This window comes from Amycolatopsis coloradensis (assembly GCF_001953865.1).
Lineage (GTDB): Bacteria > Actinomycetota > Actinomycetes > Mycobacteriales > Pseudonocardiaceae > Amycolatopsis > Amycolatopsis coloradensis.
Map to the genome: position 1 here is coordinate 265,219 of NZ_MQUQ01000017.1, position 14,734 is coordinate 279,952.

14 protein-coding genes and 2 pseudogenes are annotated in these 14,734 nt (G+C 62.7%); 4 read left to right on the forward strand and 12 right to left on the reverse strand.

Annotation, left to right across the window (positions count from 1 at the left end; translation table 11 throughout):
- Window positions 1-252: 252 nt before the first annotated feature.
- The 3 genes from BS329_RS30465 to BS329_RS30475 form a co-directional block, all read right to left on the reverse strand.
- On the reverse strand, window positions 253-1,308 hold the full coding sequence (locus BS329_RS30465) for a hypothetical protein (RefSeq protein WP_143253264.1): 1,056 nt from the start codon (window positions 1,306-1,308) through the stop codon (window positions 253-255).
- 211 nt (window positions 1,309-1,519) lie between these two features.
- The gene (locus BS329_RS30470; RefSeq protein WP_076164950.1) at window positions 1,520-1,723 is read right to left on the reverse strand and encodes a cold-shock protein; all 204 of its coding nucleotides are present in this window, start codon (window positions 1,721-1,723) and stop codon (window positions 1,520-1,522) included.
- A gap of 256 nt (window positions 1,724-1,979) precedes the next feature.
- A complete protein-coding gene (locus tag BS329_RS30475) occupies window positions 1,980-2,168 on the reverse strand; it encodes a hypothetical protein (RefSeq protein ID WP_076164952.1) in 189 nt (62 codons plus the stop codon).
- A 335-nt stretch (window positions 2,169-2,503) separates the two neighbouring features.
- On the opposite strand from BS329_RS30475, the gene BS329_RS30480 reads away from it, so the two are divergent.
- Window positions 2,504-2,692, forward strand: a complete 189-nt coding sequence (locus tag BS329_RS30480; RefSeq protein ID WP_076164954.1) for a hypothetical protein — start codon at window positions 2,504-2,506, stop codon at window positions 2,690-2,692.
- A 65-nt stretch (window positions 2,693-2,757) separates the two neighbouring features.
- Here BS329_RS30480 and BS329_RS30485 read toward each other — a convergent pair whose 3' ends face one another.
- Entirely contained in the window at window positions 2,758-3,324 is a 567-nt protein-coding gene (locus BS329_RS30485; RefSeq protein WP_143253265.1) for a hypothetical protein, read from the reverse strand.
- 368 nt (window positions 3,325-3,692) lie between these two features.
- Between BS329_RS30485 and BS329_RS30490 the strand changes: the two genes are divergently transcribed.
- Window positions 3,693-4,040, forward strand: coding sequence for a hypothetical protein (locus BS329_RS30490; RefSeq protein WP_076164957.1), 348 nt, complete (start codon window positions 3,693-3,695; stop codon window positions 4,038-4,040).
- Window positions 4,041-4,201: 161 nt separating this feature from the next.
- Here the strand turns inward: BS329_RS30490 and BS329_RS30495 are convergent, their stop codons facing one another.
- The 7 genes and pseudogenes from BS329_RS30495 to BS329_RS42885 form a co-directional block, all read right to left on the reverse strand.
- Window positions 4,202-4,711: a hypothetical protein gene (locus BS329_RS30495; RefSeq protein WP_143253266.1), complete on the reverse strand. Its 510-nt coding sequence runs from the start codon at window positions 4,709-4,711 to the stop codon at window positions 4,202-4,204.
- A 298-nt stretch (window positions 4,712-5,009) separates the two neighbouring features.
- Entirely contained in the window at window positions 5,010-5,174 is a 165-nt protein-coding gene (locus tag BS329_RS30500) for a site-specific integrase (protein WP_084750349.1), read from the reverse strand.
- Window positions 5,175-5,241: 67 nt separating this feature from the next.
- A pseudogene (locus BS329_RS30505) lies at window positions 5,242-5,397 on the reverse strand (IS256 family transposase); the annotation flags it as partial.
- Between the two features lie 179 nt (window positions 5,398-5,576).
- On the reverse strand, window positions 5,577-6,452 hold the full coding sequence (locus tag BS329_RS30510; protein ID WP_076164961.1) for a hypothetical protein: 876 nt from the start codon (window positions 6,450-6,452) through the stop codon (window positions 5,577-5,579).
- Window positions 6,452-7,456, reverse strand: a complete 1,005-nt coding sequence (locus BS329_RS30515; RefSeq protein ID WP_076164962.1) for a WXG100 family type VII secretion target — start codon at window positions 7,454-7,456, stop codon at window positions 6,452-6,454. Before BS329_RS30515 ends, BS329_RS30510 begins: the two co-directional genes overlap by 1 nt.
- Window positions 7,457-7,515: 59 nt before the next feature.
- Window positions 7,516-7,863 carry a hypothetical protein gene (locus BS329_RS30520; RefSeq protein ID WP_076164964.1) on the reverse strand — a complete coding sequence of 116 codons (348 nt, stop codon included), beginning with the start codon at window positions 7,861-7,863 and terminating at the stop codon, window positions 7,516-7,518.
- Between the two features lie 4 nt (window positions 7,864-7,867).
- On the reverse strand, window positions 7,868-8,224 hold the full coding sequence (locus BS329_RS42885; RefSeq protein ID WP_143253268.1) for an SAV_915 family protein: 357 nt from the start codon (window positions 8,222-8,224) through the stop codon (window positions 7,868-7,870).
- A 1,349-nt stretch (window positions 8,225-9,573) separates the two neighbouring features.
- Between BS329_RS42885 and BS329_RS30535 the strand changes: the two genes are divergently transcribed.
- Window positions 9,574-10,524, forward strand: a complete 951-nt coding sequence (locus BS329_RS30535; protein ID WP_076164967.1) for a hypothetical protein — start codon at window positions 9,574-9,576, stop codon at window positions 10,522-10,524.
- A 489-nt stretch (window positions 10,525-11,013) separates the two neighbouring features.
- Window positions 11,014-11,973 (forward strand): annotated as a pseudogene (locus tag BS329_RS30540) (IS30 family transposase).
- Here BS329_RS30540 and BS329_RS30545 read toward each other — a convergent pair.
- Window positions 11,951-14,707 carry a hypothetical protein gene (locus BS329_RS30545; protein ID WP_143253269.1) on the reverse strand — a complete coding sequence of 919 codons (2,757 nt, stop codon included), beginning with the start codon at window positions 14,705-14,707 and terminating at the stop codon, window positions 11,951-11,953. The pseudogene BS329_RS30540 and the gene BS329_RS30545 overlap by 23 nt on opposite strands.
- Window positions 14,708-14,734: the final 27 nt, after the last annotated feature.

The following is a 14,734-nucleotide window of genomic DNA, read 5'->3' on the forward strand; positions in this document are numbered from 1 at the left end:
TCAACTCGCCGGGACACCTGCTGGCGTTGCAGGCGAACCAAGCCGCCGCACCTCCGCCGATCAGGCCTTGACCAGCAAAGACATGTATTACTGGATGTCGGAGCCGGACCGCTACGCGCGCGAGCGCGCGCGTCACGCGCACACGCGCGCGAGCGCGCGCGTAGGCTCTCGGTAAGAAAAACTGAGATTGGTGGTCGGACACCGGCGTGTCGAGCCCCGCGAGCATGTTGTCGACCGGTGGAGACGAACCAGTCAGGCAAGTGCCGCCGTTCGACTTCGGAACTGATGGCCAAGGCGGGTGAGTTTGCGCTGGACTCGAGTCCCGAACGCAGCTACCCGGCCGCATGCTTCGGCTGCGCCGACCCAACTCAGTTTCGGGTCATGAGCCCATGCCTGGGCAACTTTGAGTTCGTCGGGCTGAAGTTGGGCAAGCACTCGGCCGATCCGGTCGTCGGCGAAGGGCTCCAGACGACGCTCAACTTCGACGTCCGGCGAAATCGGGCCCGAGCTGCCGACAACCACGCACCTGGTGATGTCGAGTCGCCCGACCTGTTCCAGCGACTCCACCCGCCGACGGCAAAACGGTCTCGCGGTCAGCAGTTCGTTTCGGCGCCCGTAGAGCTCGGCTTGCTTTCGGAGGAGGTCGACCGTGAGCTCTCCATCAAGGTCGGCGAACAGGATCGCGTCCCCGACGTCGGCGATCGTCCTCGGGTTCTTCTTCCGCCCCAGCCACGTCACGGCGAAGGCTCCGATGCTCGCTTCACTGACCTCCGGCGGATCCAGGAACATCGACCGGCGCACTTCTCGCGCAGCCGCAGTTACGTCGCGTGCAGCCAGAATCGAATCTCGAGGAACGTCGTCAGCAGGCGAGGCTTTCGCCACTTCCTCCCAGTGGCCGAGCAGCTCTTGAAGGGCGAGGATGATCGATGACTTACCACTGCCGCAGCGATGCACATGCTGCCGTGGCGCGTCCGTGCCGACGTGTGTGTACTCGAGCGGAACCAGGGCCTCGATGACGGGATCCGAGCCGGAGCGTTTACGCCAGCGCCATATTGCATTCTTACGCGTGAAGCCCGCGTACCTGGCCAGCTTCGCCGGTAGCCACACCCCAGGCTGATTCTTGAGAAACAGCTTCGTCGCCCGACGAGTCGCCTCCGCCGGATCGAACGAATGCGCTGACTTCTCGAGCGACGATGTCTCGTTCTGGCTGCGCATCATCGCCCACGTTATACGGCTGCACTCGTAGTGAGGAGGCCGAGCTAGCAGTTCCCAATACATCGGTTCAGGGGTGTCAGGTGCGGCTTTCATGATCATGTTCCTTCTCGGTTGCAGGTGCCTTCACCTACTAGCCGGGTCAGACGCACCAACTGTCAAAATTCTTTCGAAACTGGTTCCACCCCGAGCAGCGGACGAGTCGGCGGGCCGCGCTGGAACAGAGTTCCCGTCGTGCCGTGCTCCATGCCTTCAGGCGCCCGACGGTCCTGGCCTGATTCAGACCAGGACCGTCGGTACCGAAGCGTCAGATGGCGGTGACGCGCTGGGCCTGCGGGCCCTTCTGCCCCTGGCCGATCTCGAACTCGACGCGCTGCCCCTCGTCCAGGGACTTGAAGCCGCTGCCCTGAATCTCCGAGTAGTGCACGAAAACGTCCGGCCCGCCACCGTCCTGCTCGATGAAGCCGAAGCCCTTCTCGCTGTTGAACCACTTCACACTGCCCTGAGCCATACTTCTCTACCTGCTCTTCATCGTGTCAGAGCTCTGACGATGCCCTGATCTTGCGAGCGATTCTCGCAGGCACCAAATCATCAGGACACCCGTCAGAGCCGAGGCTGGCGCGATCACCACCACTTGGACCATCGCGCGGCAGGGCGCACCACATTCGCCTCAATTGATGCGCGCAGGGGTGCGGCGTCGCTGGCCCTGGCGCACCGGTCCGGGCCCAGAACGCGAGCGACGTGGGGTCGCCGACCGGCAGGGTCGTCTACTGGTAGCGCGGACCTCGTGCGGCAGCCGCGGCGACGAGAACGGAGCCCGCTCCCCGTCGGCGGTGTTTCTCTTCGATGTCGACGTGGACGAGGATCGCGCGCCGGTCGATCGAGCAGAGCGAGAGCTCGACTTCACCGAAGGTCGTGTGTCCCAGTCGCAGCTGGATGGATCCGATCCCGGCCACGTTGGTGGACGGAGCAGGACGAGGCGGAGTCCGTACTCATCGACCTGGTCCTTAGTAACGTGTCGCGTCGGCGACGGATCGATAAGCGCCCAGGTGCCCGATCGGCCGGGGAGGGCGTAGCAGGCTTCGCAGAGCCATTCCGGTGCTCGGTGGTCCTGGGACCAGCTCTGCCGGACTCCGGCGATCGCGAGGTCGTGGCCCCACGGGCATCGTGCCGGTGTCCCGGTGCGGGGGCGGATCGGGATCTCCAGGGTGCGCCTGTAGGGTCTCGCCGCTCGTGACATGTCGATCTTGCACGACCTGGGCGTTCTCGGTTGTCTCGCGGTCACTCCACCATGATCAATCTCAAGCTCTTGGCGGAATTCGACGTGTACGAGTTCGCGGAGGCCTGCGGCGTAGATACGCGCACCCGTTCCGGGCACCGCGACGGCGGTATCTCAGCGGGGATCAGGAAGACCTCCGACAGCGACGGCAGCAACCTTCGCTTCTGTCGGCCCGGCAGCTGGGAGCCCCCGACCTACTGACCCTCACGAAACTGCCCGGCCTCCTCTGCAGGCGGCCGGGCAGTGTCATGTGGGGCAGTTACTGATCAGAGTCGGGATCCGGGCAACCGCAGAGTGAGGTCTTCCCAGGCTTCGCGGGCGGTTTTCGCGCGGCCGGCGAAGCTGCTGACCTGCGTGGCGAACCACAGGTCGTTCTCTTCCGGCAGATCCTCGGCCAGGTAGAGGTAGATGTGCTTGCCCAGCGCGCGGGCGTAGCCGAGTTCGACGAGACTGCCGTAGGCGTCGCCCTTGTCGATCCACGCGAACACATGCGTGGCCTGCTCGATTGCCATCAGGCATCGTTTGACCACGTCCGGGCGTGTGAGACCTCGATATGCACCGCCACAGGCGGCATCTCCGGCGGCCACGCCGTGGGTGTTCTCGCCGTGGAAACAGCCGTGGTCGTCGCCCAGGAAGTGGGGGCCGACGTACATCGCGCCCGGAAGGTCACGGATCGGGTTCGCTGGCCAAGGCCACTGCACTCCCGTCTGATCGTTGCTGTAGTCGTAATCGTCGAAGACCGGTAGCAGCTGGTTGCGCCAGCCTTTGTGCTCGATCTTCCCGACGGCGTAAATCTCGATCCCCTGGTACTCCGGCATTCCGGACCTTCTCATCGCGTGAGCATCCGAATTGTAGCCAGGGGCACCGTCAACTCCGTCCGCCGTCGGCCCTTGCCGAGTTGGCCGCGTGAGACCACCGCGATTGTCGGCGCCCGCAGCTACCCTCTGCCCGTTGCTCCAACTGATTTACACACTGAAGGGAATCCCGCGATGACGAGTTCAGTGGTTCGGGGCGATCTTGTCGTGGCGGCGCGGCGCAGAGAGCTGGCAAGCCCGGCACGGCGGGCAACTGCACGAGATGGTGAAGCTGGCGCGGCGCGGACGAGCAGGGCACCTCTCCGGGTTGGCACCTGATCCACCATGAGCCCGGCGCCGCCTCGTGCGGTCCAAGTCTCGGCCGCATACGTGAACACGCGCTGGTGATGGCCGAGGCGCACATCCTCGTGCCCTCCCGCCAATGGTTCCCCACCGACGACGCACCCGGATTCACCACCGCGATGAGCGGCGCCGGCGCCGCCTGGGGCACACACCAGCTCACCGCGTGGCCCGACCACGACCGCGGCCGCATCACCGCGCGACGCGGAAATATCGTCGTCGGCGAGGTGCAACCACAATTCCTCATCGACGGTGATCCCGCTGTCGACCGGGTTCACGTCCTGTGGACACCGAAACTGGCGAACGGCCCGAGCCTAAGCGCAGAAACGTCGTGGCACCTCACCGCAACAGCGCTCGCTCACGCCTTGAGCCAACTCGCGTCACCAACACCTTGAGCGATCGCGCGGACGAGCCGCATAGCGCCAGCTGGGAATTCCTCCTCCGAGCCCACCCAGACCCGCACCCACTGGTTCCCCGGAGAGCGCGGGCCTGACTATTCCTATCCGATGAGGTTCTTGATCTTTTGGCCCACTTCGCTTTACTGCCGCCTTCCGGGTTACTCGGTGTCCTGCTTCGCTTCGACCTCTTCTTTGGCTTCCGTGTCAGGCACTTCATCGTCGGACTTCCTCGCCTGTGGCAACGGCTCCAACTTCATCCGTTGCTGTTCCACCTTCTCCAACGTTGCCACGGTGAAGCGCTCGGCTTCCTTGACAGACGTCCCCTTGAACGTGGCCATGAAGTTCGCGGTGCCGAAGGTGATTTCCTTATCCTTGTTCCGCGCCATGAACGCCAGCACGACGCCCCGCATGGCCCACACCACAGACCCTCCGGTCACGGCGGCCGGCACCGTCAGCATCTCCAGCATGGGGCCGTTGACCATCGAATGTTCGAGCGCGGGGTACGCACGAAGACCTTCGGCTTCGAGTAGCTCGCGGAGCTCGTCGACATGGGCTGGGGTAACCCGCAGCACCACTTCGTTCGACTTGCCGTGGACCTGCAGCACGATGTCGGCCAGCCAATTGAGGTTCGGGCCCTGCCGCACGTGGTGCTCGTTAGATGTGCTCACGTCGAAACGGTACCGGCCGAGCTATCGGCAGCGGCGCGCGTGAACCCTCAGAACAGGGATGTCTGGGCCGGATCGATGCGGAGTAGCACCGCGCGGGCCGCGTCGTCGTCCCACCGGCTCTAAAGGTCTCTAGAGCCCTCTACCAGGCACTACCCGACCACCAATTCTCGTGGAGCGAGAGCCGCCAGCGACCAGGCAGCCTCAACGCCAAGGAGCGGTCAAGCTGCAGCGGGGAAGAGCCGTATCCACCGGGGCGTGCAGAGGACTTCAGGACATCGGTGCAGACGACTCCGGACATCTACAGCCGGGCGGCCAGCCCGCCACGGTCCCAGGTGACGATGTCCGGCGCGCTGCCCTTCCGGATAACGCCGGCCCGGGAGTTCCGGAGGTCGAGGTCCTCGACGTTGAGGGCGAGGATCTCGTCGGCGCGGGCGGTGGTCTCGTACAGCAGCGCCCACAGCACCCGGTCGCGGCCGCAGCCATCCCGATGAGCGCAGTGGTTTTCACAGGCTCACTCACGCATTCAGCTGCAGCACCCCGCCCTCACAGGTCAGTTTCAGCCCGCTGGCTTTGGCGCGGCTCAGCAACTGCGCGACGAGCTGCTCATCCAGGCCGTCCAGGCCGTCCAGGCCGGTCACCGGCTTCGGGTCCTCGGCGTTCTCCACGCCGCACATCATGTCGGTCATCAGGTGCACTTCCATGATTGGGAGTTACACCGCTCGTTTTACAGTCCCGGAACACCGGATTCGCGCCGTCATTCGTTCCACGGGTGTCAAGTACGGCCGACCTGTACGTCGGCACTTGCCAGATCTACCGGTTTTGTCTGCGAGCATGTCTCGATCTAGCTGGTGGATCACCGACCCGGTCAGGGTTTGGGAATGGTGACAGTTCGGTGATCAGTAACAGTAATTTCCTTACCTCCGGGTAAACCGTTCTTGTTTCGGGGGTCAGGCCGGCTCACCAATGGGCACCGGCCGTCTCCGCAGTCACGTCGGTTCTGGTCAAGTTGCGCCCCGGCGTACAGATCTTCCACGAAGTGTCGTGCCTGGGCCGCGGTGACGCTGAGCACCGTGAGAGTGACCAGGCGGTTGTTGTTCGCATCCTGAGCCAGGTTGACGGGGCAGGTGGAGAGGTTGCTGCCGGCGTCGACGGTGCACGGCCCGCGTAGGAGGGTGAACTTGCCGGATCGATCGGCGTCGGGGTTGCCTCCGTCATTGGCGAACACCCACAGGGTGTCTCCGGTGCGCAAGGGGTTCAGGAGCCTGCCCCACAGTTCGAAGCCGCCGGTCATCCGCTGATTGTCCGTAGGCGATTCGATCTTCAAAGCGGTCTGTGCGCTGAGACTGGCCCCGGGGACCGGCGTTGGGGTCGCGCCGAGGCCGATAATCGCCGCCGTGGCCAGCACGCTGCCCACGGATCCCGCGACAAGACAGCCAAGCACTTTCCAGATCTTCAGCGTCTTTCTCACGATCGCCCACATCGCGAAGCCGAGGCTGGTGATCACCAGTCCGGTGCCGACGAACAACCCATGAAGTGGGTTGCTGCTGTAGGGATAGATGTTGTGGGCTGAGGCGAAGTTGAGGCAGGTCACGGCACCCGGAAAAGCTCCCAGTACCGTGACGATCGGGGCGATCTCCTTGATCTTGTCGAGCCTGGATCGCTCCGCCTGATCGGTCGTGAGTGCCTCGGCATTGTCCGGGACACCCACGGGTGGCGTGGCTGGGTGCTGCTCGTCGGCCATTACTTCCAGACCTGGTCGATGGCGTATCCGGTGCCGGCACCGGCGACTGCACCGGCGATGATCAGCACTGCGATCCCCACTGGACCGGTACCGACACCGAGCGCGACGAGCCCTGCGGTGGCCAGGCTGGAGGCGGCGAAGCTGGCGCCGCCCTTGACACCGGCTTTGACCGGCGGAGTGCCGGAGGCGACGTCGAGGCCGACACCCACCGCCGCCAGCGCCCCGTTGGAGACCGACACGGACCCGGCGAGGGACTTTAGCCCGGCTCCAGCGGGTTCGACGTAGTTGCCCAGCCCATAGGTCAAGGGCCCGCGGACCGCCCGGGCGGCCTCGTCGGCGGCGGCAGCGGGGGTGGTGGAGAAAATAGAGTCGTAGGACGCCGAACGCAGGACGCCCTCGGAGTTGTCGGCGACGAACGCTGCGGCGCGCAGCGACCGAGCGCGGTCCGTGACCTCATCCAGATAGGTCTGCGTGCCCGTGGACAGAGTGAAGATGCTCTTGCCGACGTTGTAGGGCCGTGTCGCGGAAAACAGTGCGTCGAGGAACGTCTGATGCTTCTTCAGTGCCGCCGTCAGCGCGTGGTGCGCGGCCTGTTCGCGGACCCGGGCGGCCGAGACGAGCGCAGTCACGGCGCCGCTGGGGCCACCGAGCGCGGGATTCGCCAGCGGGATCGGGAACTGGATGGCCGTGTCGGTGACGCGGGCTCCGGTGCTATTGGCGAGGGCCTTCGCGTCCGCCATGGCGTTTCGGACCGCTGTGATCTCGTCTGCGAAGGTGTGGATCGCCCTCGAGTAATCGGCCGCGGCGCAGTGGAGCTGATCGGCGCGTTCGCGGTCACGCGCGAGCTTGCCCCGGAAGGCGTCGCCGGCGGCACCGCGCCACCCGGACTCCGATTGACGGGCCGAGGCTGCCAAGTCGTCGACGAGCGTGGCGGCGGCCCGCGCGAGAGCGGCGAGCCAGGCCGCCGCGGTGTGGAGCTGGCCCGCGTCGCCGTCGACGATCACGCTAAGACTCTGGGCACCGCGTGGCGCGGCAGGCACATGGAACAGACTGGCGGGCTGGGTCACGGAAGCTGCCTCTCGGGATCATTAGGGGCCGGATAGAGCCCTGGCGGCGAACTAGCGCCGGTGAGCGTCCGCAGCACATCCCCTCGGGCTCGCGCATCGGCGCTTTCGTACCAAGCGCGGGAGTGCCCGAGGCTGCCGATCAGGTCCTCGAGGTCGTCAAGCTGCGCCGAAGCCCTCGCGATGACGCGGACCATAGCCTCGCTGAGGCTCTCAGTGCTGATCCCCGCGTTAGCCGGCCCCGGCGGAAGATGGTTTCTCTGCTGGTTCAGCATGTCACCGGCGCCGCGAAGCCGCTCCGAGATCGCATGCAATTCACTGATGTCAACTTCGAAGCCGTGACTCATTTTCCTATACCTCAGTTCGACGGGATTCAGGCGGAAGTTCGGTGTCCCAGATGATCAAATCCGCGTGGGCCATCATCTGCAACCGCTCTACGGGAAGTTCGGCTTTGACGGCAATCCACGGTTGGGCTTGCCCCATACAGGACACCAGGCAATTTAGCGATGAGAAAGCCAGCAGAGCCGAGCGTCCGTCCTCCAGGGGGAAAATTTCCACTACGGCGTTGCCGTCCGCGCCGATGGTTCCAGGAAGAAACGTTGAGCCAGCAACCAAAACGACCGGGTCTTCGGCTACACGTTCCAATTCCGCAGGGTCGAAAGCCTTGGGCAAGCCTTCATCCCAAAATGTCTGATCCCGCTGGCTCATCGGTCAACTCCGACCAGTCTAAGTGTGTGGTGCCATCATGGACGCAGCCAGGCGGCACCGCTATTTGATTAGCGCGTCCTAAGGGAAGATTTAAGGTTACTGATCAGTCACACAGCCAGGCAGGGCAAGATCCTCTTTCCCTGTCAACAGGCTGACTAAAGTCCTGCTACCAGTACGAATACGCCCGGCTCAACCACCATGAAGATCAAATTTCTTCTGGACTCAGCATGAACGCACTGGGTCGTTGTCCGCGGCCGAATCAAGGTCGTCGAGTTGCAGTCGCAGGCGGGCGGCGGCGTCGCGGCCTTGTTCCCGGAACAGCTCCAGCGCCTCCCTCCACACCGCGCCGGCGTGTGCGTGCTGGCCGAGAGTGATGTGCGGACTGCCCAGCCCGTCGAGAGTTTGGGCGAGTTCGTAGGCGTTCCGAGATCGCGGAACAGGATGAGGGCTTGCTGGAGATGGCAGATGGCCTCCTCACCGCGCGTAGCCAGCCACGGTGCCGACACCAACGGGTGATCGAGGCAAGGCCGACGCCGCTCGTGCGGCGGCCAGCGGCCTGACTGGAGGGGCAAGTAGACCGGAGCGGCGATCAGGAGAGCGCCGCACCCGAGCCTTCAAAGGGCGGTCGAGCCGGTCAGCCTCATCCAGTCGATGTGTCCGCGTGTGCTATCGATAGCACGCCCAGCCTCGCGCGTGGTTCTGCTCAAGTACTGCATACGCCCCGCCCCCGTACTGCAAACTACAGGCGTGGTTGAGATCCATGTCTCGCACGCGGTAGGTCGCCCAGCCAAAGGGCGGGCCCACCCACGTCGAGTCCACGCAGGGCCATCCCCTCGCGTGGTTCTCAACCAAGTAGGCGACACTGCCGTCCCCCGGATTGACTGTTTTCTGACAGTAGGCGCCCAGGTCGATGCCGCCGAGGCGGGTGGCCGCCGAGGCCAGCGGAGCCATGACGGCCAATCCTGACGTGATCATGACCGTGACGGCCGCTGCGCTCAACCAATTCCGAACACCCATGTTAGGACCTCCTGTCGCCTCAATTTCCAGCCCCTTCACGGATCGAGAGCAAGTCTGCCCTTCGCTGAGCATGAGCTGGATGAATAACACCGGATCTATTCCTACAAACATCCATAGTGTGTCCCCCGGACGCCACGACACACGGCCGGCGTCCCTGTCGCACAGGCCGTCCCAGGAAGTAATCGACAACCGGTTTCGTTGGGACGAAGGCCGTAACCAGGGCTGCTCATGTTTGCCACCTCCTTCGCTCACTCGATCCAGTACCTTCGTAGGTAGACGGTACGGACGCCCTGTCGCGCGGATGTCGCTCGAAACGAGGAGACCGGCTTCATATGCCCCGAACAGGCAAAACGGCTCGACAGCGACGTGCGGAGCAGGCAACCGGCCTGTACCTCAGGGAGCTTCTGACTGAGCCGGGCCCAGCACGTGACCAGTGGGAAGAGGTCGCCGATGAGATCAAGCCCGGAGACATCACCCAGTCCGCCATCTGTCAAGTGCTCGCACTGCACATGTGGGACCAGGCGATCGAGCCAGAGACGGATCAGAGCTTGCCACGCAGGCTCAAGGACCCCGTGAGTAAGGCGCTTCGCGGTCTCGGGTTTAGTCCACGGCTGCTGCGGTGCTTCCTTGGTGCCTTCATGTTCTCGGACAAGGCGGTGACACATGTCCGCGCATTGTATCGAGGAGATCAGCGGCCGGCTGTCATCGTGGGGACGCTACCGTCACCTGAGCAGATGCCTGAGTATCGGGCACACGACTACGACACGCTCAAGTTGCAAGAGCACCACTGGCTAGGGGCAGACGGACTTCCGTCGCGCCACCGCACGGAGATCATGATTCGGGCGCGTGTCGACGGGCTGTCGGTATATCAGTACCGCATCGATACTCCCCATGCTCGCGTTAGATCAGTTCGCGGCGGAGAAGGCGGAGTCCTTCACCAGTTGGGACCAGGTATCTGGGCAGTGGATCTCAAATTTCCCCATGCGCTGAAGGCCGGGGAGGATCACTATATCGAGTTCTGGACACTCCTGAAGTACGACGTCGCACCTCCGCCGGAGATGCGACGCGGCAGTCATGAGCGCGTAGAACACCTGGACATACGCGTCGAATTCCATCCGGAGAAGCTGCCTAGCGGCGCCTTTTGGGGCGAGTGGGCTCACTACACGGGCCCTGGCAACAAACTGATTGACCGCGATGAACACGCGCTTGATGAACATTCCGCCGTGCACCGATACGTCGAAGCTATCGAAAGGACAGTCGTTGGCTTTTACTGGGAGTGGTGAGACTACTGGCGCTGTAGGGCTCTGCGCGAGCTGGGCTACCAGGTTCGCTCGGGCCGGATGTCACATCAAGGTTGAGCGCTTGCGGTCCAGTGAGACCGCGCTCTGGACGGCGTAAAGCAGGTCGCCCCCGAACTAGCTGGAGCCCGTCTACCGTCGTATGAGATCGTCATCAGTCATCTCATAGACCGCGCCATCGCCATCTACGGTGAAGACTGTGATGCGGAGAAGTTCCCGAACAGCTTGCGATACCCGTCGAGCCGCCTTGATACATGCATCTGTCTTCTCGATCACGAGTGCATAGTAAACATCGACGTTAACAGCCCGACCGTCCCGAGGAGAGTTGCGCGATATTCGACGCAAGAGCTGCCCGTACGCATTGTCAATGTGTTCACCTCTTGGCTTCAGATGGTCAGTGCACCGGCTGGGGGATAATGATCGTTCTGGGTAGCGAAGGGGTGTTCCGTGTCGCGTGGTGTTCCGTTGCGGTCGGTGGAGCGCGAGTTAATCGCGCTCGGGTTGAGGCAGGGGAAGTCGTTTCGGGAGATCGGGGCTTGGATTGGGCGGGATCATTCGGTGGTGTCCCGCGAGGTTGATCGAAACGGTGGGCGGGAGAAATATTCGCCGTTGGTCGCGCAGCGCCGGGCTGATCGTCTGCGGAAGCGCCCGAAGGTACGCAAGGTGCTGAAATCGCCGTTTCTGACTCGCGTGGTGTATGAGGGGCTGCGGAAGAAGTGGTCGCCGATGCAGATCGCGTACAGGTTGCGGCTCGACCATCCGATGGATCATTCTCGCTGGGTGTCACATGAAGCGATTTACCAGGCGTTGTTCGTGCAGGCGAAGGGGACGTTGCGGGCGGAGGTGGCCGATGGGCTACGCCAAGGCAGGATCAAGCGACGGGCCTGGTCTCGAGGGGCGGAACTGCGGGGCAAGATCAAGGACATGGTCCTGATCAGCGAGCGGCCGGCCGAGGCCGAGGACCGTGCCGTGCCTGGGTTCTGGGAAGGCGATCTGATCGTCGGTGCGAACAATCAATCGCAGATCGCGACTTTGGTCGAATGACGCACTCGATTCGTCATGCTGGTGCGCATTCCTCACGATCGCACGGCCGAGAATGTGGCCCCACGGCTGGCCGCCAAGATGAACACCTTGCCTGACGTTTTCAAGAACAGCGTCACCTGGGATCAGGGTGGCGAGATGGGCGGCCACAGGAAGTTCACCATGGCCACCGGCATGTCGGTGTATTTTTGTGATCCGCGCTCGCCCTGGCAACGCGGCAGCAACGAGAACACCAATGGATTGCTGCGCCAGTACCTGCCTAAAGGAACCGACCTATCCGGGTATTCACAGGACGAACTCGATGCCATCGCAGACGAACTCAACGACCGGCCGCGGCAGACGCTGGGCTGGCTTAAGCCGATCGAAGCGTTCAGCAAAGTGTTGCTAGACTAGAGGTGGTGCACTCACCAGTTGAAACCACCCAGTTGGATGAAGGCTCGAAAGGATCGATATGCGATACGTCGTCGACGCCGTAGTTGTATCTGCGAGTAAGTAACTCACGAAGTGCCTCGAAGTGGACCCCGTTTACGGGAATTTCCAGTCCCCAATTGTGCAAGGTGGAACCGAGCGACCTCATCAACGCTTCATGAAGAAGCTCTGGCGCGAAGATGCTCGGGTCAAGCGGATCGTCGACAGGTTCTGGTGCAAGAAAGCGCTCCTGTAAGCGCTGCGCTTCCTCCGCAGACCGCGGCGGAGGCGTCGCCTTCATGCGGGCGTTGGCTGCCACATTGAAGACTGCGACAAGGATCTGCCAATCCAGCCATCCGTCCGCGCGCAATGTCCGCACTGTTTCCTGGAACTGACGATCACGGCGCAAGCTCGGCAGTGTCGACCTCAACAATCGAGGAATTGCCTCGTAACGATTAGCTGCCTGGTTAGCGCCCTCTTCGAGGGAGTGCCCGGGGCCTGCCGTCTCCGGAAACGAGAGAATCGACACTGGCGCCGGGGTGCGGCCGTCGTCAACCACAAGCGCACGCTCGCTCCGAGGAATTCGGGCAAAATCGTCGGCCTTAACCGAGTCGGCATATGCAATAGCGAACGGGACGCCAAAGAGGATGTTGCTGAGCACTCCGGCATCGAGTGCCTCAAAGAGCATGCTTTCGAGGCGCTCGTCGGGCAGAACGGAAGCTTCGCGCACGGCGCAGTGGACAACAGTGAGCGTCTCCCGTGCGATCCGATCGTATTCATCTCGGTCGCGCATGTGGATACTCGGCAGTACAACTTCCCACCGTGCGCCGTCGGAGCCCTTCTGATATTGGAAGTCCATCTCGCTGGCCGGCGTGCCGGCGGCGACGCTGAAGGTTACAGCTCCAGGCAGAAGAACCGGGTCGCGAAGCGCGAGATCGGCAAGCATGATCTGTGCGGTGGCGGCAAGTCGCTCTCCTACGAGAGTGTCGGCGTATGTGTTGTCGAACTCAACCGACCAACGGACACCAAGAGCGCTCCACTTGATTGACCGCTTAGTGCCCGAGTCTGCAAACGGCGGACGCTCAAGTTCGCTGAAGATCTTCGAGCTGAGTTCGTCGGCACTGAGGTCGGTCCACCAAGGTCCATCTTGTATGTCGGCGACTATTTCCCGATGGAGCTCTTCGACGCCAGCATTCGCAATTGCATCCTTCACAAATTGTTCGTACGGCGGTCCGGCCTTGGTGGCCAATGCTTCGATAATGCTCAGCTCGAACAACGCGTGCTGAAGGGGGACATGCCTGCTCAGGTCGAACGGCTGTTCCGTCAAGTGCATGTGTGCGATGATCGCCGCCTGGTTGAGATGTGTCGCCGCGAACCATGTTCCCTGGTGATAGTCGGCGGCAGCAGCTTTGACCAAGGCTTGAGGAAATAGATAAAGATCGCCATGCTGAACGATTGCCGCCGCAACAAGAGCGTAGTATTTTGATGCCGCATGCAGGCGTAGTCGACCGTAAATTTCCGACGTCATCAATGCGGAAAGGAGCATGCCGCGACTGTTCTCGCCGGAGAACCAGCCCGATCGGGCACGATGAATGTCGCGCAGGGATTCCAGCAATCGGCCGGCATTTAAGAACGTTATCGCCCGGTCGCGTGCCCGCTCGGCAGTCGCATGACCTCCCTCGACTTCGGCGCTACGGCCGTCAATTGCCATGACGATTGCGTCGTATCGGCTGTCATCGACTAACTGAGTTGCGCGCAGACGCAGCTCTTCTGCGATGGTTGCTACCGGAAACAGAGGTGCTTGGTCGAGGTAGGTGACGAGTTCGGCTAATGCGTCGAGTGCCCCTGTCCGGTCAACAGCAAGAACGTCGACTACCCGAACCTCGCCACTGCTGACCGCTGCGTTCCAGTCAGCGGTGGACCACCGAGGAACACTGGGCCCCAGTGCGTACGTGGCACCGGATTCCCTGATTGCGTCCAGATCCGGTTGGAGCTTGAGAGTGGCTAGAACGTCGAGCAAGGCGCACCTACGGCTCGGTGTCGGGTCGTGGCCCAGGAGCACTTGAACCAGGTCGGTCAGCTGCCTGTTCCAAGTCATGAGTCGCTCGTCGGAATGGGCTGTTACTCCCCTGGCCCGTGCGCCAATGCAGTACATGAGAAGAACGGCTGCATCGCGCAGAACAGGGGCTTCATCTGTCTCAAGGGCACTCTCGATGAAGTCGGCCGCAAGGGGATCGACAGGACGCATGTCACCTAGACCACGCAACCTGGCGACGACGATCTCGTATTGAGCCTTGCGTTTGATTAGAAGTGGCGTTCCATCCAGCAGCGGCTCCATTTTCGCAATCCAGAATGGCAGGTCCTCTACCACTTCTCGATGAGAGGTTGCGTATCGTAGACACCCTGCCAGATCGACGAACTGTCCCATGCTAATGAGTGGCTCATCGTCGGACCGCCAGCGGTCCAAATCCGCCTCGTACCACTCGGGCCGGTCCGGATTGGCGGGCATGACCCGCGCGCAAAGATGCAGGTACTGCTCAGCGATCCAGAAGGTGTGCCGCTGTGCGAGCAGCTCTGAAATGGTGGTCCCGTCAAACACTTCAACGTGAATGCCATATTCGGCCGACACGCGCTCCTGAAGTCGATGTTGGGCAGCTGTCGGAACGTTCGCCTCACAGTATGCGACGACGAACGACAGTTGTGTACCTTTGGACGCCATCGTCGCGACGTCCTCAGCGAACTTCGA

Excerpts from the sequence above, each read along its gene's own strand:
- BS329_RS30480 (WP_076164954.1), top strand. The coding sequence starts at position 2,504 with ATGATCAATCTCAAGCTCTTGGCGGAATTCGACGTGTACGAGTTCGCG.
- BS329_RS30545 (WP_143253269.1), bottom strand. The coding sequence starts at position 14,707 with ATGGCGTCCAAAGGTACACAACTGTCGTTCGTCGTCGCATACTGTGAG.
- BS329_RS30485 (WP_143253265.1), bottom strand. The coding sequence starts at position 3,324 with ATGAGAAGGTCCGGAATGCCGGAGTACCAGGGGATCGAGATTTACGCC.
- BS329_RS30520 (WP_076164964.1), bottom strand. The coding sequence starts at position 7,863 with ATGAGTCACGGCTTCGAAGTTGACATCAGTGAATTGCATGCGATCTCG.
- BS329_RS30535 (WP_076164967.1), top strand. The coding sequence starts at position 9,574 with ATGCCCCGAACAGGCAAAACGGCTCGACAGCGACGTGCGGAGCAGGCA.
- BS329_RS30465 (WP_143253264.1), bottom strand. The coding sequence starts at position 1,308 with ATGAAAGCCGCACCTGACACCCCTGAACCGATGTATTGGGAACTGCTA.
- BS329_RS42885 (WP_143253268.1), bottom strand. The coding sequence starts at position 8,224 with ATGAGCCAGCGGGATCAGACATTTTGGGATGAAGGCTTGCCCAAGGCT.
- BS329_RS30490 (WP_076164957.1), top strand. The coding sequence starts at position 3,693 with ATGGCCGAGGCGCACATCCTCGTGCCCTCCCGCCAATGGTTCCCCACC.
- BS329_RS30470 (WP_076164950.1), bottom strand. The coding sequence starts at position 1,723 with ATGGCTCAGGGCAGTGTGAAGTGGTTCAACAGCGAGAAGGGCTTCGGC.
- BS329_RS30510 (WP_076164961.1), bottom strand. The coding sequence starts at position 6,452 with ATGGCCGACGAGCAGCACCCAGCCACGCCACCCGTGGGTGTCCCGGAC.